The sequence below is a fragment of the Lysobacter sp. GQ73 genome (assembly GCF_059758755.1).
On sequence record NZ_JCAXEE010000002.1, the window covers coordinates 411,623 to 426,731 of the forward strand.

Sequence of the window (15,109 nt, forward strand, 5' to 3'; positions counted from 1 at the left end):
GGCTTTCGACGGCCGGTTGCATGGGCGCATGCGAGCGTTGCCTCCGTGATACGAAACGAAACCGCCCGGACGCGCCGGGCGGTTTCGTGTTGCCGCCGACCCGCGCGTTACATGATGCAGCCGGCGTAGGCCTTCGAACGGATCGTCACGATGCCCCAGCCCGGGTCGCCGCAGCCGGCGGGCTGACGTATGCCCACGACGGTGCCGGCCGCGTCGTAGTACACGACCGAGCAATAACAGCCGGCGGAGCTGGTCGCCGCGCCGGTCCCGGCCGAAGCCGCCAACAGGGCTCCCAACACGATCAACTTGATGTTGCGCATCGTCATCCTCTCCATGGCGTGCGGCGGATCGCCGCACAGGCACGATAGCGTCCGCGCGGCGGCGGGCCGTGTCCGGCATCGCGAATCCGCCAGCACGCGCCACGGTGTACCTGTCGAACATTGCGTGGCCGCTGCGAATTCGCGCTGAGCGGACTCCGGCCCCGCGATCGGAAACTGCCGACTTGCCCGCAGCTGCGATTTCTGAGATACGAACCGGGCCCGGCGCCGCCGACGCGATCGCTGCCCGCCATTGGAGCCGCCATGCCCATCCGCCGTTGCTCCGCCATCGTGGCGCTGCTGCTGACACTGTTGTCGCTGCAATCGGTGGAGCGCGCGCAAGCGGCCACGCCCGGCCCGCCGCCGCGCAGCGAACTGGGCCTGGCCGGTCTGCAGATCGGCGATTCCCTGGCCGAGGTACGCAAGCGGCTCGGCCAGCCCCTCAGCACGACCGGCGCGCCCGGCGACCACGATTACGTCCTGGTCTATCGCGGCCTGCGCATCGAGATGATCGAGCCCGGCCAAGTGCTGATGCTCGAGTCCACCGACCCAGGTCATTGCACGCCTTCGGGCGTATGCCCGGGCCAGTCTCTCGACGACGTGCGCAAGCGCTGGGGCGAAGGCGAAACCTACGAGGGCGACGACGCCGGCACCTTGCACTACGCCGTCGACGACGAAGCCTGCTTTCTGCAGGTACGACCCGACGCCTCGCGGCAGCGCATACATAGCCTGTCTTTCGGCTGCCCCTGACCGACGCGCCTCGCGCATCAGCTCACCCGAATGCTGAACGGGCCATGCCCCTCGAGTCACTGGCCGCCGGGGCTGCTCGCCTCGCTTGCTGGCCTGCGGCACGGCCGGCTGGCGGCCGATCCCGCTCTGGCGGCCTCTTGCGCCGTGCCGAAAGTTGAAATATGATGATCATCATATGAAACGCGTCGCCGCCCGATCCAAGGAAGCCACCCACGAGCGCATCGTCGACGCCGCCGCGCGCGCGATCCGTCGCAGCGGCTATGGCGGCACCGGCGTGGCCGACATCATGAAAGACGCCGGCCTGACCCACGGCGGCTTCTACGCCCACTTCCCGTCGCGCGAGGCGATGCTGGCCGAGGCCGCCGACCGCGCCGGCGGCGAGAGCGTGGCGATGATGGAACGCATCGCCGCCAGCCTGCCGCCGGAGCAGGCGCTCGCGGCCATGATGCGGGCCTACCTTTCGAAGGAACACCTCGAGCGGATCGAAACCGGGTGCGCCACCGCGGCGCTCGGCTCGGAAATGCCGCGCCAGGCGCCCGAGGTCCGGCGCGCTGCCACCCGCCGCATCAAGGAAATGGTCGACCTCGTCGCCCGCCACTCGCCCGACTGGGGCCAGCCGGCGGCGCACGAGCGCGCCCTGTCCTCCATCGCGACGATGGTCGGCGCCCTGGTGCTGGCGCGCGCCGTCGACGACCCCATGCTGTCCGACGGGCTGCGCGAAGCGGCGCTGAAGCAGCTTCTTCCCACCGAATCCTGACTCCCTCCTGATGGCAGGGCGTTTCGACTCGCCTATTAATATGACGATCATCATATTGGTGGGTATTCCAACCGGCCGCCGCCCCCGGCGCCGGCCCCGTTCCACACCCTATGACTGCTCAGAAGGCTCTCCCATGAAGATCGAAGGTTCCATCGCGCTGGTGACCGGCGCCAACCGCGGCCTCGGCGCCGCATTCGCACGCGGCCTGCTGGCGGCGGGCGCGACCAAGGTGTATGCCGCCGCGCGCGACCCGGCCAGCGTCGCCCTGCCCGGCGTGGTGCCGGTGCGGCTGGATGTGACTCAGCCCGAACGCGTGGCCGCGCTGGCGCATGAGTTGAGCGATGTCACGCTGTTGGTCAACAACGCCGGCATCGCCGAGTTCGGTTCGCTGCTCGATCCGGACACCATCGGCGCGCTGCATCGCCAGTTCGATACCAATGCGCTCGGCCCGCTGCGCCTGGTGCAGGCGTTCGCGCCGGTGCTGGCCCGCAACGGCGGCGGCGCGGTCGTCAACGTGCTGTCGGTATTGAGCTGGCTCACGATGGCCGGGACCGGCGCCTACAGCGCCTCGAAGGCCGCGGGCTGGGCGCTCGGCAATGCCTTGCGGCAGGAACTGAAAGCGCAGGGCACCGCGTTGTTGGCGGTGCATTCGGCGGTCATCGACACCGACATGGGCCGCGGCATTCCCGGACAGAAAATCGCCCCCGACGACCTCGTGCGCCAGGCCATCGCCGCTCTCGAGGCCGGGCAGCCCGAGCTGCTGGCCGACCCCACCACGCAACAGGTGCATGCCGGGCTGGTGGCGCAGCCGCGCGCCTACATCGGCGCATAGTCGAATTCCTCTGGCCGCCGGCCGATAGTCCGCCGCGAGCCATTTCCGATACCAGGAGCCGCCTTATGAAAGCCTTCATCGTCGATCGCTACCAGGCCGGCGCCGCATTGCGCTTCGGCGAGATGCCGGAGCCGGAACTGCGCGACCGGGACGTGCTGGTCGCCGTCCACGCCGCCGGCTTGAACCAACTCGACGCCAAGCTCCGCGATGGCGAATTCAAACTGATCCTGCCCTATCGCCTGCCGCTGATCCTGGGCAACGACGTGGCCGGGGTCGTGGTGGCGGTCGGATCCGAGGTCCGCCGATTCAAGCCGGGCGACGAGGTGTTTGCGCGGCCGCACCAGGACCGGATCGGCACCTTGGCCGAGTTCATCGCCATCGACGAAGCCGACGTGGCCTTGAAGCCAGGCAACCTCGATATGAAACAGGCCGCATCGATCCCGCTGGTCGGCCTCACCGCGTGGCAGGTGTTGGTGGAACGTGCCGCGCTGAAGCGAGGACAGAAGGTGCTGATCCACGCCGGCTCCGGCGGCGTCGGCACCTTCGCCATCCAACTGGCGAAACACCTCGGCGCGACGGTGGCGACGACGACCGGCACCGACAACGTCGAGCTGGTCAGGAGCCTCGGCGCGGACGTGGTCGTCGACTACAAACGAGAGGATTTCGCCGAGGTGCTCAGCGGCTACGACGTGGTATTGAGCGGCCTGGACAAGCGCACCCTGGAACGCTCGCTTGAAGTGCTCAAGCCCGGAGGCAAGCTCATCTCCATCTCCGGGCCGCCGGACCCGGCCTTCGCCCGCGAAGCCGGATTGAGCTGGCCCTTGCGCCAGGCCACGCGCTTGCTGAGCCTCGGCATCCGCATGAAGGCCAAGCGCCATGGCGTTGCGTATTCGTTCGTCTTCATGCGCGCCGACGGCGAACAACTGGGCCGGATCGCATCGCTGATCGAATCCGGAACCATCCGACCGGTCGTGGACCGGGTGTTCCCGTTCGCATCGACCAACGCAGCGATGGACTATTTGGCGACCGGCCGCGCGCGAGGCAAGGTCGTAGTCGAAATGCGATGAGCCGCGTCATGGCGAGGGCGGCCTGCGGCAGCGCGGCGGAGCCGAGCCGGCGCACGCCCCGCGGCGATCCGGCGTTCCCTGCCGCTCGGTCGCGATGCCGTCACCAGCGACGGCCCGCACCCCGCGCAACCGCCCGGTTCCGGCGTTAGGCTAGCGCCCTTCTCCTCGCGGAGTTCGGCCGATGCCACCGTCGCACTACGAAGACCCCGAGGTCGTCCGCCGCTATGCGCAGGGCCCGGCCGCATTCGTGCCCGCCTACGCGCATATGCAGCGCATGGCCGCGCAGCTGATCCGCGAGCGTATCGGCGACGCCGGAAAGGTCCTGGTCCTCGGCGCCGGCGGCGGGCTGGAGCTGGAGGCTTTCGCCACACGATGCCCGCAATGGACCTTCGCCGGCGTCGACCCGGCGGGGGAGATGCTCAACGCGGCCAGGGAACGGATGCACCGGATCGGCGCCGCCGGGCGCGTGGACTGGCATCACGGCTATGTTTTCGACGCGCCGCCGGGGCCGTTCGATGCGGCCACCTGCCTGCTGACCCTGCACTTCGTCGCCGACGACGGCGGCAAGGAACGAACCCTGCGGGACATCCGCAAGCGCCTGAAACCGGGCGCGCCGTTCGTCCTGGTCGACCTGTGCATCGACCTCGCCTCGGCGGACGCCCGGACCGCGCTCGATCGCTACCGCGACTTCGCCCTGGAATCGGGCGCCGAGCCGGACCAGGTCGAGAGCACCTGCGGGCGACTGGTCGATGTATTGCAAATGGTCGGCCCCGCCCGCGACGAGGAACTGCTCGGCCTCGCCGGTTTCGGCCAGGTCGAGCTGTTCTATGCCGGGCTGTCCTGGCGGGGATGGCGGGCCTTGGCCTAGCCGGCTCGGCGCACGCGGCAGTCGTTCGGACAGGCTTGGCTCGCCTCCGGGCTGCGGTTACGGCTCGCGGTATCGAGGCCGAAAAAATATTCTGCGAGTCTGTCGTTTTGCCGCCCGCCCGTTCGACGTAGTAATGAACGCCCACTGCGGGCACCCAAGGAGAAGCCAATGAAGATCACCGTCGAGACCGTCGTCAACGCCAAGCTGGAACAAGTCTGGAGCGCCTGGAACACCCCGGACGACATCAAGCAGTGGAACGCCCCGCAGGACGACTGGCATACCACCCGCAGCACCGTCGACCTGCGCGAAGGCGGCCGCTTCCTGGCGCGCATGGAAGCCAAGGACGGCAGCTTCGGCTTCGACTTCGAGGGCACCTACACCCGCGTCGAACCCCAGCGCATCATCGCCTACCGGATGGACGACGGCCGCGAGGTCGAGTCCGAGTTCGTCGAAGGCCCCGGCGGCGTGCGGGTGACGTCCACCTTCGATGCGGAGTCGGAGAACCCGGCCGAGATGCAGCGCGCGGGCTGGCAGGCCATCCTCGACAACTTCGGGCGCTACGTCGAAGCCAGGGCCTGAGTACAACCGCACCAGCGCATCGCGCCGCCACGACGGGCGTAGCCGCCGAACAACGCGGCTACGCCCGTCACGGCGGCCGGCGGGCGCCGGCCGCGCACGTCATTCGATCTCGCGATGCGCGCCCTTCCGTTCCAACGTCCCCCAGGCCGCTCGCGCGGAATCCTCAATGGCTACGAGAGAAGAACTGGTCGAGCATCTGTGGCAGGAAATCATCAATCCGCTCGAAGATCCTTCCTGCCTCGACAACATCATCGCCAACTGCAAACGCCAGCCCGACGCGAGCTTCGCTCAGGTCGGCCCGGCCATCGAGCGAGCGTTGGCGGCCGGCGTGCCGGCAGCGGACTTGTGCCTGATCTATCGCAGCGCCAGCTACGAGGCGGTGTTCGGAACGCTGTACGCCATCGGCGACCCGGGCGTCGATGGCCACGACGTGTTCGGGCTGTACGAAGACCTGAGCTCGGCGCCGAGTGCAAGGTGGTAGGCGTGTCGGAGGCGCGGCGGCAGCCCGTCGGGATGGGAGCGACGCGAGCTGCGAATGCGCTGTCTCTGCCTCGCGGCACCGCCCGCAGGTCTTTGTAGGAGCGAGGTAACCCGCGACCGCACCGCCTCCGATCGCGGCACTCTAACCCTCGCGACGATGCGCTTCTCCGGTCGGCGAAGGCGTTGCGTACTCTGCGCGCCCGGTGGCCAACAGTCGGTCTGGATCGCCTTTACTCACAGCACCGGCCGGCGTCCCGCCGCAACTCTTCCGTTCGTGTTCCTGCTGCGCGGCTTCGGCAGGGCCTATCGAATCCGTGCACTTCCATGCCGAGGACGCGCTAACGCACAATGGGTCGTTCTCGAAGGCCGCCGGCCGCAACCACCGCCTCGCAGCGGTGGCCCAGGACTCTGGCGTAGGCATCGGCCATCCCCAAAGCTTCCGCCTCGGACGACCACGATGCCCTACCGACCGAACCTGCTGTCCCTCGGCCTGACTCTGGCGCTGGCCGCCGCCCTCGCCGCGTGCAAGCCGGCCCCGACCGACTCCGCTCCCAAGCCCGCCCCGGTGGCGGCCGCCGCCGCGACGCCGGTATCCGGTATCGACCTGGCCGGCCTCGACAAGGCGGTAAAGCCGGGCGACGACTTCGACGCTTTCGCCAACGGCGGTTGGCGCAAGACCTTCGAGATCCCCGCGGACCGCTCCAACTACGGCGCGTTCACCGTGCTGCTGGAGACCGCCGAACGGCGCAACGCGGCATTGATCGCGGAACTGGCCGCCGGCAAGCCCGCGCCGGGCAGCGACGCGCGCCGTATCGCCGATTTCCACGCCGCCTACCTGGACGAAGCCGGCATCGAAAAACGCGGGCTGCAGGCGCTGCAGCCGCAGTTGGATGCGATCGGCGCGATCGCTACGCGCAGCGACCTGTCGCGCGTGCTCGGCGCCGGCGTGCGCGCCGATACCGACCCGCTCAACGCCACCAACTTCCACACCGCCAATCTGTTCGGCGTGTTCGTCGCCCAGGGCCTGCAGGAGCGGGCCTACGTCGCCACGCTGATGCAGGGCGGCCTGGGCATGCCCGAGCGCGAGTACTACCTGTCCGCCGACAAGGAAATGGCGGACGCGCGCAAGGCCTACGAAACCTATGTGGCCGCGTTGCTGAAGCAGGCCGGGATCGCCGGGGCCGAGGCCAAGGCGAAGTCGATCCTGGCCCTGGAAACCAAGATCGCCAAGGCACACGCGCCGCTGCTCGAGTCGCAGAACGTGCACAAGGCCAACAATCCCTGGGAGACCGCCAAGTTCGCCGAGCGCGCCCCGGGCATGGACTGGAGCGCCTTTTTCGACGCGGCGGGGCTGTCGGCGCAGCCGAAGATCGTCGCCTGGCAGCCGGGCGGGATCGCCGGCATCGCCGCGCTGGTCGGCAGCGAGCCCTTGCCGGTGTGGAAGGACTATCTCGTCTTCCACGCCCTCGACCACGCCGCCTGGAACGAAGCCCTGCGCGGCCCCGGCGAGCTGCCGAAGGCCTATACCGACCTCGCCTTCGGCTTCCACGGCACCGCCCTCGCCGGCACGCCGCAGGCGCGCGCGCGCGAAAAGCGCGCGCTCGACGCGACCGGCCACTCGCTCGGCGACGCGGTCGGCAAGCTGTACGCGCAGAAGTATTTTCCGGCCTCGTCGAAGGCGAAGGTCGAGCAGATGGTGAGCAACATCCTCGCCGCGTTCGACGAACGGGTCGACTCGCTCGCCTGGATGACGGCGCAGACCAAGGCCAAAGCCCGCGAGAAGGCGAAGGCGATGCGCGTCAGCGTCGGCTACCCGGAGCGCTGGCGCGACTACGCCAAGCTCGAGATCCGGCCCGACGACGCCTTGGGCAACCGCCTGCGCGCCGAGTTGCACGAATACCGCTACCAACTCGGCAAGCTCGGCCAGCCGGTCGACAGCGGCGAATGGTGGATGACGCCGCAGACGGTCAACGCGGTGCAGCTGCCGTTGCAGAACGCGATGAATTTCCCCGCGGCGATCCTTGACAAACCGTTCTTCGATCCCGCGGCGGACCCGGCCGCGAACTACGGGTCGATCGGCGCGGTCATCGGCCACGAAATCAGCCATGGCTTCGACGACACCGGCGCCGAGTTCGACGCGCAGGGCCGCCTGGCCAACTGGTGGACCCCGGCGGACACCCGGCATTTCCGCGAAGCCACCCAGAAGCTCGCTGCCCAGTACAGCGCCTACGAGCCGCTGCCGGGTCTGCACGTCAACGGCAAGCAGACCTCGGGCGAAAACATCGCCGACGTGTCGGGCCTGACCATCGCCTACCTCGCCTACCGCAAGTCGCTGGGCGACCAGCCGGCGCCGGTGATCGACGGCCTGACCGGCGACCAGCGTTTCTTCCTCGCCTACGCGCAAACCTGGCGCGGCAAGATCCGCGATGCCGCCTTGCGCCAGCGTATCCTCACCGACGGCCACGCACCGGCCGCGCAGCGCGCACAAACCGTGCGCAACCTCGACGCGTGGTACGACGCCTGGGGCGCGAAGCCGGGCGAGGCGCTGTACCTGGCGCCGGCCGAGCGGATCAAGATCTGGTAACCGGCACCGCGCAGCCGGCGTGCACTCCCGGTCGGGGTGCACGGAGCGTGCGGGCCATAATGCGGCCGGTCGGCCGCGCGCGGAGTCGCGCCGAACCCCTCGCATCCCCAGTCCGGGCGGCGGAGCGGCTCTCCAGCCGGGCCGAGCGCATCGAGTACATGAGGCCGGAGCCGGACCGAGCCTCTCCGCGGCGACGGCGGCTCAGGTCCTGAAATGTCTCCCGGCCTGGTCGGGAGGGGCCGGCTGCCCCATCAGATAACCCTGCAACTCGTCGCACCCGAGCTCGCGCAGGAAGTCGGCTTGGGCGACGGTCTCCACGCCTTCGGCGGTCACCCGAAGCGCCAGATCCCGGGCCAAGTTCACGATCGCCCGGGCCACCGACGCATCCAGGGCGCTATGCGGCAAACCCCGCACGAAACTCTTGTCGATCTTCAGCTTGTCCCAGGCGATGTGCTTCAGATAGGCGAGACTCGAATGGCCGGTGCCGAAATCGTCGAGGGTCAGCAGGACACCCAAGGCCTTGAGTCTGCCCAGTTCGTCTTTCACTCGCACCAGGTTCTCCAGTACCGAACTTTCGGTCAATTCGATTTCGAGCAATTGCCCCGGCACCCGAAATTCCCGTAATGCCGCATCGACCGTACGGTGCAGGCCTGCGCGCCTGAGCTGTTGCGCAGACACGTTGACCGCAACCGTGAATCCCGCATGGCCGGCGTCCAGCCAAAAGCGTATCTGACGGCAAGCCTCGCGTATCACCCACTCGCCGATTTCCCGGATCAAGCCCAGTCCCTCGGCTATCGGCACGAACCTTTCCGGCGACACATCGCCGAGCATCGGGCTGCTCCATCGCAGCAGCGATTCGAAGCCGGTCAGGCGCATGTCCGAAGCCGCGAACTGCGGCTGGTAGTGGAGCACCAACTCCTCCGCCTGTACCGCCTCCTGCAGGTGACGGCCGATGACGATGCGGTCCTCGATGTCCTGCATGTCCTCGGTCTGGAACGGACACACGCAATTGCGGCCCAGGCTCTTTCCGCGCTCCGCGGCCGCCTGAGCGCGTCGCATCAGGTCGAGCAGAATATGTCCATGCGCTGGGGCGTAGCTGATGCCGATCGTCGCGGTCAGCAGCACCCGGTAACCCGCCCCTTCGAACGGCAAGGTCAGCAACATCCGGATGCTTTCGGCCAGGCGCTCGGCCGCCGTTCCGTCGCCGCCTTGCTGGATGACCACGAACTCGTCGCTGGCGAAGTGACACACCGCGACCTGTTCGCTTGCGAGCGACAGCAGGCGGACGCCGACGGCTCTCAACACCTCGTCGCCGTTGTTATGCCCGAGCGAGCCGTTGATGCCGTGGAACCGATCCAGGTCGATGAAGATCACCGCAGCGAATGCCGCGCCGCTCTCGACCGCCCGTATCATCCGAGGCTCCAGGACGGAATAGCGTTCCAGGCCGGTCACGATGTCGTACCGGGCGTGGTCGGCCTCGGCGGCGAGCAAGCGTTTCTGCTCGGTCAGGTCGCGTATGAAGGCGGTGAAATACGCCGCCGATTCGCCGTCGATCCGGGTCACGGTCAGTTCGACCGGGAACCGCTCGCCGCCCGCGCGTATGGCCACGAGTTCCAGTCTGCGATCGAGGATCGTCGAGGCGCCGGTCATCAGGTGCTGGCGCATGCCTTGCCGATGGCTGTCGCGCATCTCCGGCGGGATCACGACCTCGGCGATATCGAGCCCGATGACTTGATCGCGCCTCCAGTGGAACACGCGCTCGGCGGCCGGATTGAATTCCTGGATGCGGCCGAATTCATCGATGACGATGATCGCGTCGAGGGCCGACTGCACTACCGCTCGGTAGCCCGCCTCGCTCCCTGGCTGGCCGACAACGTTGTGGACCGCTGCGTCGTACATTGGACGCCCTCTTTGAGCCGACGAACTCCATGATTCCAGGCACCCTGGTTCCAAGCAGCGCTGGAGGATCGCTATACCCCGGGACCCGTGACCTTCCCGTCAATCCGGCGCGGCCCCTGCCAGGCCGCGCCGACGCGAACGCTCCTTGATAGACCGGGTTATCGATCAGCGGCGCAACGCCGATGACCCCACCGACTGAATGGTTAATCATTCGGGATCGTCGTCGACGCCTGAACCGAGGTTCGATCTCCCCTCGGGACCTTCCGCACCGCAATGCCGAGCGCGAAAAGAGCACCCACACCGGCTGGGCACGATGCCGCCTCAAATCCTTCGGAATCGGGCCGGCACCCGCTTCGGCAGCACCGGCCCTTAACGAGCCCTCGTTACGATTCGGCGGTGCCCGAACGGACGACGCCCATGTGCGACTCAACAGCTGCGCGGGGATCCTGCCATTGCGGCAGGGTCGAGATAGTGCTCACGGAATTTCCCCCGACCGTCACCGAGTGCAATTGCTCCCTGTGCCGCTGTTACGGCGTGCTCTGGGCCTATGTAGATGCGGAGGCGGTGCAGCATCTGCCGGCTTCGTCCTTGACCGAGACGTACTCGTGGAACGGCCGGCATGTCGACTTCCATCGCTGCAGGCACTGCGGTTGCCTCACCCATTGGATACCGCGCGATGAGAGCCGCGGTGCCCGAGGAATCAATGCGCGCTTGTTCGACGAACAGGTGCTGGCCGGGGCGACCCGCGTTTTCAAGGATGGCGCGAACCGATAGATTTCTAGCGGCCGGGGATCGTTTGATCCAGATCAAGCCAGGGCTGCGGGCGCGCGCCAGACTGCAGGCGCATGAGGCAACCCCTTTTCCGCCACCGCCGCGCAACGCTCGCGCTGCAGTTGTCTTGCTGCTGGCTCGCCGCGCTGCTCGCGTTCGCGTCGGTGCCGGCGGCCTGCCGGGAATCGACGGCCCCGGCGACGCCGGCGCTGCCCGAGAAGGGCTATGCCTGGACGCCGCAACTGTCGCCGCGGGGCCCGGTGACGATCCTGGTCAGCCTGCGCGATCAGCGCGCTTACGTGTACCGCAACGGCGTGCGTATCGGCATCTCGAAAGTGAGTACCGGCAAGGCGGGCCATGAAACGCCGACCGGCGTATTCACCATACTCGACAAGCGCAGGGAGCATTTCTCCAATCTTTACGACAATGCGCCGATGCCGTTCATGCAGCGCCTCACCTGGGGCGGCGTGGCCCTGCATGCCGGCGCCGTTCCGGAGCATCCGGCTTCGCATGGCTGCGTCCGGTTGCCGTATGCATTCGCGGAAAAACTGTTCGAGGTCACTGCACGCGGCATGACGGTGATCGTCGCCGATGCGCTCCCGGCGCCGGCGGTGATCTACCCGGCCCTGTTCACCGCAACCGCTGCAGACGCCGGTCCGCTCGCGCCCGCTCCGCCGGCAGCGTTCGCCTGGACGCCCGATCGCTCTCCCGTGGGTCCGGTGACCATCGTATTGAGCGTCCGCGACCGCGAAATGGTGGTGCTGCGCAACGCCGTCGAAATCGGCCGCGCGCCCATCGTCATAGCCGAGCAAGTGCTCGGAACCCGTGTGTACTTGCTGCTGGAGGGCACCGGCCCGGGGCCGAGCCCGGCGGTTCCCGGACGTCCCGCGCTGCGCTGGCTCGCTGTCTCCATCGATGGCCCGCCGCCGGCCCAGCCCGACTTGCGCCAACTGGTGGCGTCCGGCCGGCTGACCATCGACCCGCAATTCGCCGCCGATGTCTACGAGACGCTCGCGCCAGGCGCGACCCTGGTCGTCACCGACGAACCGCTTTGGCTGGGCGACCCCGGTGGCGACTGGATCCTGGAAGCCGAGCAAACGGATGCCGAGGCTTCGCCGATTCACCCGCCCTGAGTCGGCTATGCTGTCGCCATGTTGCGCCTCGCCGTTATCGCTCTGAGTCTGCTGGCCGCCACGGCTCGGGCCGCAACGCCGACCCCTGCATCGGCTCCTGGCGACATATTGTCCAGACTGCAGGCGACGGCTCCGGACATCGACCGAACCGTCCTCAAGCTGGCGCTCGACGCCCGCGACTGCGCGGTTCGCTCCGGAGCGGCATCCGCCGCCCAACGGCTGGCCTTGATCGATTATTCGTTGCCCTCGACCGAGCGCCGCCTGTGGGTCTTCGACCTGCAGCAGGTCCGATTGCTCTTCACCGAATTCGTGGCGCACGGTCGCGGCAGCGGAGACAACTTCGCGACCGCCTTCTCCAATCGCGACGGCAGCCATCAGTCGAGTCTGGGACTGTTCCTGACCGCCGATACGTACATGGGGGGCAACGGCTATTCGTTGCGCATGGACGGCCTGGAACCGGGCATCAACGACAAGGCGCGAGCGCGGGCCATCGTCATGCACGGAGCGCGATATGTGGATCCTGGCCTGGCCCGGCAGCAAGGGCGCCTGGGCCGCAGTTACGGTTGCCCCGCCCTGCGTCCGGCGGTGGCTCACCAGATGATCGACTCGCTCAAGCAAGGGCAGTTGCTGTTCGCTTACTACCCCGACCCCGACTGGCTGGCGCGTTCGCGTTTCCTCCAGTGTCCCGACCGGGCCGCGCTGGTTCAGCGTTGACCGCCCGCGGGACTAGGACGCGGCGACCTTCTCGCGTATCAGGCGGTCGATAGTCGCCATACCTTCTTCCGCGTCCTGCTTCATGAGATCGATCGTCGCACCGAATTCCGGGACGAAGGCGGGCCAGCCCAGTTCGCGCTCGATGCGAACCCGCAGCCGGTCCGCCGCGTTCGGTTCGCCGTGGGTCACGAAGACGCCGCGCGGAGGCGTTGCCGCCGATCGCAGCCAGGCGACGATCTCGGTCGCGTCGGCATGCGCGGAGGCCGCGGCGAGCTGCTTCACTTCGGCGTTGATCTCGACGTCCTCGCCGTAGATGCGCACACGCCGCGCTCCGCCGGCCAGCAGCGCGCCCCTGGTGCCGCCGGCCTGGAAGCCGCAAAGGACGATCGCATTGAGCGGATCCGGAGCGAACGCGACCAGGTGATGGAGCACGCGTCCGCCGGTCACCATGCCGCTCGCGGAGACGATCACCATCGGGCCCTTGCGCCGATTGAGTTCCTTGGATTCTTCCGGACTGTTGACGATGCGGGTGTTGCGGTACATCCGCTCCAAGGCCGCGTCGTCCAGCCGCAACTGGCCGGAATATTGCCGGTACAGCGAGGTCACATCGGTCGCCATGGGACTGTTCAGATAGACCGGCACCGGCGGCAGCGCCCCTTCCGTCTGCAGTTGCGCGATCACATGCAGCAAGGACTGCGCCCGGCCTACCGCGAATGCCGGAATGAGGGCCACGCCGCCCCGCTGCAACACGGGTCTGAGGGCGTCGCACAGTTCCTGCTTCATGCTGCCCGGCGGATGCTCGCGGTCGCCGTAGGTCGATTCGGCGACGATCCAGTCGCTCGCCGCGGGCCGGCTCGGCGCTTGCATCACCGGATCGTTGTAACGGCCGATGTCGCCGCTGAAGGTCAGGCGCACGCCTCGATAGCTCAGGGTCACGGCCGCGGCGCCGAGGATATGTCCCTGGCTCTTGAAGCTGGCGGTCACTCCCGGCACCGGCTCGAACGGCGCATCGAAATCCTGGTTGCGCATTCGCCGCACCGCCTCATGAGCGCTGGCCAGGCTGTAGAGCGGCTCGGCCGGGTGATGTTTGGTCGCGCCGGATCGATTGGCGTAGTTCGCCTCTTCCTCCAGCAAGTGAGCCGAATCCGGCAGCAGGATCCCGCACAGCCTGCGCGTGGCCGGCGTGCACCAGACGGCGCCCGCGAACCCGGCGTCGACCAACCTGGGCAGATAGCCGCTGTGGTCCAGGTGTGCATGGGTCAGCACGACCGCGTCGATCGACGCAGGATCCACCGGAAACTCCGCCCAGTTGCGCAGCCGCAGCGTCTTGTAGCCTTGGAACAGTCCGCAATCCACCAACAGCCGCTTGCCGCCTGCTTCGACCAGGTATCTGGAACCGGTGACGGTTCCGGTGGCGCCGAGGAACGTCAAACGGAATACGGAGGATTTCGACGACGCGGTGTCCATGGCCTGCCCCTTTGCAATACCCATCCGCGCACTGGCGGATACGCGATTGGATTCGATGCCGGCCGAACCCGAAACGCCGGCTGGCCCAGGCGGTCGCGGGTTGCGCCGCCCGAGCTCCGCGTCATCCGAGCCGCCGCTCCGCGCCGACCGAGAATCCGCCCGCGAGAGGACGCGATGCGAGCCGGGCCGGCACGAGGCTCTCCCGACGCGGTCAGATTGCGGCCCGGGCCGGCGACCGGCATTGATCTGGGTCAGCGATTTCGGCCGGAGGTTTGACCTGGGTCAATCGGGCCCGCGGATGCGGCCCTAGGCTGGACCGACAGCACAGGAGAGCGCCATGGCCAGCCAGTCCCTGTCCACCTCACCCGCCGTCGGTCCCGATACGCCGCGCTGGACGGAAACCCTGCGCGACGGCAGCCAGGTCGCGATCCGCCCGATCGGCGCGGACGACGGCGCGGCCGAACGCGCCTTCATCGAGGCACTGTCCGACCGCAGCAGGCGCTTTCGCTTCCTCGGACAGACCCGCCATCCCAGCGATGAGCTCATCCGCCGCTTGACGGACATCGACTACGACCAAGACGTGGCCTTCGGCGCCTTCGACAGCGCCGCCGGGGATACGCTCGTCGGCGTGAGCCGTTACAGCGCCACGAAGGACGGCGCCCAGTGCGAATGCGCCGTCGTCGTCGCCGACGGCTGGCAGCACAGGGGCCTGGGCTCGGTGCTGATGAAGCATCTGATCCAGGTCGCGAGAATGCGCGACATCCACCGCATGCATTCGGTCGATTCTGCGCAGAACCAAGACATGCGCGAACTCGCCGCTTACCTGGGCTTCCGCACGCGCAGCGACCCCGACGACGCCAGTCAGGTCGTCCATGAACTGACCTTGTGAGG

The 15,109-nt window shown here is 68.0% G+C and carries 15 protein-coding genes; 12 read left to right on the top strand and 3 right to left on the bottom strand.

Annotated elements, in window-relative coordinates; all coding sequences use genetic code 11:
* Positions 1 to 107: 107 nt before the first annotated feature.
* A complete protein-coding gene (locus AC6CH2_RS06715) occupies positions 108 to 320 on the bottom strand; it encodes a DUF6289 family protein (protein ID WP_498268535.1) in 213 nt (70 codons plus the stop codon).
* 261 nt (positions 321 to 581) lie between these two features.
* Here AC6CH2_RS06715 and AC6CH2_RS06720 point away from each other — a divergent pair, with 261 nt between their 5' ends.
* The 8 genes from AC6CH2_RS06720 (at position 582) to AC6CH2_RS06755 (ending at position 8,234) form a co-directional block, all read left to right on the top strand.
* Positions 582 to 1,067 (top strand): hypothetical protein, encoded by a 486-nt coding sequence (locus tag AC6CH2_RS06720; RefSeq protein ID WP_498268536.1) that lies wholly within the window; start codon positions 582 to 584, stop codon positions 1,065 to 1,067.
* Positions 1,068 to 1,152: 85 nt separating this feature from the next.
* A complete protein-coding gene (locus AC6CH2_RS06725) occupies positions 1,153 to 1,824 on the top strand; it encodes a TetR/AcrR family transcriptional regulator (RefSeq protein WP_498268537.1) in 672 nt (223 codons plus the stop codon).
* Between the two features lie 133 nt (positions 1,825 to 1,957).
* The gene (locus tag AC6CH2_RS06730) at positions 1,958 to 2,656 is read left to right on the top strand and encodes an SDR family oxidoreductase (RefSeq protein ID WP_498268538.1); all 699 of its coding nucleotides are present in this window, start codon (positions 1,958 to 1,960) and stop codon (positions 2,654 to 2,656) included.
* A gap of 65 nt (positions 2,657 to 2,721) precedes the next feature.
* Positions 2,722 to 3,723, top strand: a complete 1,002-nt coding sequence (locus AC6CH2_RS06735; protein WP_498268539.1) for an NADP-dependent oxidoreductase — start codon at positions 2,722 to 2,724, stop codon at positions 3,721 to 3,723.
* A 181-nt stretch (positions 3,724 to 3,904) separates the two neighbouring features.
* Positions 3,905 to 4,591 carry a class I SAM-dependent methyltransferase gene (locus AC6CH2_RS06740; protein WP_498268540.1) on the top strand — a complete coding sequence of 229 codons (687 nt, stop codon included), beginning with the start codon at positions 3,905 to 3,907 and terminating at the stop codon, positions 4,589 to 4,591.
* A 168-nt stretch (positions 4,592 to 4,759) separates the two neighbouring features.
* Positions 4,760 to 5,170 (top strand): SRPBCC family protein, encoded by a 411-nt coding sequence (locus AC6CH2_RS06745; RefSeq protein ID WP_498268541.1) that lies wholly within the window; start codon positions 4,760 to 4,762, stop codon positions 5,168 to 5,170.
* Positions 5,171 to 5,336: 166 nt separating this feature from the next.
* Positions 5,337 to 5,651 carry a hypothetical protein gene (locus AC6CH2_RS06750; protein WP_498268542.1) on the top strand — a complete coding sequence of 105 codons (315 nt, stop codon included), beginning with the start codon at positions 5,337 to 5,339 and terminating at the stop codon, positions 5,649 to 5,651.
* 456 nt (positions 5,652 to 6,107) lie between these two features.
* Positions 6,108 to 8,234 carry a M13 family metallopeptidase gene (locus tag AC6CH2_RS06755; protein ID WP_498268543.1) on the top strand — a complete coding sequence of 709 codons (2,127 nt, stop codon included), beginning with the start codon at positions 6,108 to 6,110 and terminating at the stop codon, positions 8,232 to 8,234.
* A gap of 201 nt (positions 8,235 to 8,435) precedes the next feature.
* Here the strand turns inward: AC6CH2_RS06755 and AC6CH2_RS06760 are convergent, their stop codons facing one another.
* On the bottom strand, positions 8,436 to 10,133 hold the full coding sequence (locus AC6CH2_RS06760; RefSeq protein WP_498268544.1) for a putative bifunctional diguanylate cyclase/phosphodiesterase: 1,698 nt from the start codon (positions 10,131 to 10,133) through the stop codon (positions 8,436 to 8,438).
* 417 nt (positions 10,134 to 10,550) lie between these two features.
* On the opposite strand from AC6CH2_RS06760, the gene AC6CH2_RS06765 reads away from it, so the two are divergent.
* The 3 genes from AC6CH2_RS06765 to AC6CH2_RS06775 all read left to right on the top strand — a co-directional run bounded on the left by AC6CH2_RS06765 (position 10,551) and on the right by AC6CH2_RS06775 (position 12,751).
* A complete protein-coding gene (locus tag AC6CH2_RS06765; RefSeq protein ID WP_498269095.1) occupies positions 10,551 to 10,907 on the top strand; it encodes a GFA family protein in 357 nt (118 codons plus the stop codon).
* A 71-nt stretch (positions 10,908 to 10,978) separates the two neighbouring features.
* Positions 10,979 to 12,037, top strand: coding sequence for a L,D-transpeptidase (locus AC6CH2_RS06770; RefSeq protein WP_498268545.1), 1,059 nt, complete (start codon positions 10,979 to 10,981; stop codon positions 12,035 to 12,037).
* An 18-nt stretch (positions 12,038 to 12,055) separates the two neighbouring features.
* Positions 12,056 to 12,751 carry a murein L,D-transpeptidase catalytic domain family protein gene (locus tag AC6CH2_RS06775; protein WP_498268546.1) on the top strand — a complete coding sequence of 232 codons (696 nt, stop codon included), beginning with the start codon at positions 12,056 to 12,058 and terminating at the stop codon, positions 12,749 to 12,751.
* A 12-nt stretch (positions 12,752 to 12,763) separates the two neighbouring features.
* On the opposite strand, the gene AC6CH2_RS06780 is transcribed toward AC6CH2_RS06775, so the two are convergent.
* Positions 12,764 to 14,218 (bottom strand): MBL fold metallo-hydrolase RNA specificity domain-containing protein, encoded by a 1,455-nt coding sequence (locus AC6CH2_RS06780; protein ID WP_498268547.1) that lies wholly within the window; start codon positions 14,216 to 14,218, stop codon positions 12,764 to 12,766.
* Positions 14,219 to 14,555: 337 nt separating this feature from the next.
* On the opposite strand from AC6CH2_RS06780, the gene AC6CH2_RS06785 reads away from it, so the two are divergent.
* Complete coding sequence (locus tag AC6CH2_RS06785) at positions 14,556 to 15,107, top strand: GNAT family N-acetyltransferase (protein WP_498268548.1); 552 nt, start codon at positions 14,556 to 14,558, stop codon at positions 15,105 to 15,107.
* Positions 15,108 to 15,109 lie beyond the last annotated feature (2 nt).

Excerpts from the sequence above, each read along its gene's own strand:
- AC6CH2_RS06715 (WP_498268535.1), bottom strand. The coding sequence starts at position 320 with ATGCGCAACATCAAGTTGATCGTGTTGGGAGCCCTGTTGGCGGCTTCG.
- AC6CH2_RS06720 (WP_498268536.1), top strand. The coding sequence starts at position 582 with ATGCCCATCCGCCGTTGCTCCGCCATCGTGGCGCTGCTGCTGACACTG.
- AC6CH2_RS06730 (WP_498268538.1), top strand. The coding sequence starts at position 1,958 with ATGAAGATCGAAGGTTCCATCGCGCTGGTGACCGGCGCCAACCGCGGC.
- AC6CH2_RS06735 (WP_498268539.1), top strand. The coding sequence starts at position 2,722 with ATGAAAGCCTTCATCGTCGATCGCTACCAGGCCGGCGCCGCATTGCGC.
- AC6CH2_RS06740 (WP_498268540.1), top strand. The coding sequence starts at position 3,905 with ATGCCACCGTCGCACTACGAAGACCCCGAGGTCGTCCGCCGCTATGCG.
- AC6CH2_RS06745 (WP_498268541.1), top strand. The coding sequence starts at position 4,760 with ATGAAGATCACCGTCGAGACCGTCGTCAACGCCAAGCTGGAACAAGTC.
- AC6CH2_RS06750 (WP_498268542.1), top strand. The coding sequence starts at position 5,337 with ATGGCTACGAGAGAAGAACTGGTCGAGCATCTGTGGCAGGAAATCATC.
- AC6CH2_RS06755 (WP_498268543.1), top strand. The coding sequence starts at position 6,108 with ATGCCCTACCGACCGAACCTGCTGTCCCTCGGCCTGACTCTGGCGCTG.
- AC6CH2_RS06760 (WP_498268544.1), bottom strand. The coding sequence starts at position 10,133 with ATGTACGACGCAGCGGTCCACAACGTTGTCGGCCAGCCAGGGAGCGAG.
- AC6CH2_RS06765 (WP_498269095.1), top strand. The coding sequence starts at position 10,551 with ATGTGCGACTCAACAGCTGCGCGGGGATCCTGCCATTGCGGCAGGGTC.
- AC6CH2_RS06770 (WP_498268545.1), top strand. The coding sequence starts at position 10,979 with ATGAGGCAACCCCTTTTCCGCCACCGCCGCGCAACGCTCGCGCTGCAG.
- AC6CH2_RS06775 (WP_498268546.1), top strand. The coding sequence starts at position 12,056 with ATGTTGCGCCTCGCCGTTATCGCTCTGAGTCTGCTGGCCGCCACGGCT.
- AC6CH2_RS06780 (WP_498268547.1), bottom strand. The coding sequence starts at position 14,218 with ATGGACACCGCGTCGTCGAAATCCTCCGTATTCCGTTTGACGTTCCTC.
- AC6CH2_RS06785 (WP_498268548.1), top strand. The coding sequence starts at position 14,556 with ATGGCCAGCCAGTCCCTGTCCACCTCACCCGCCGTCGGTCCCGATACG.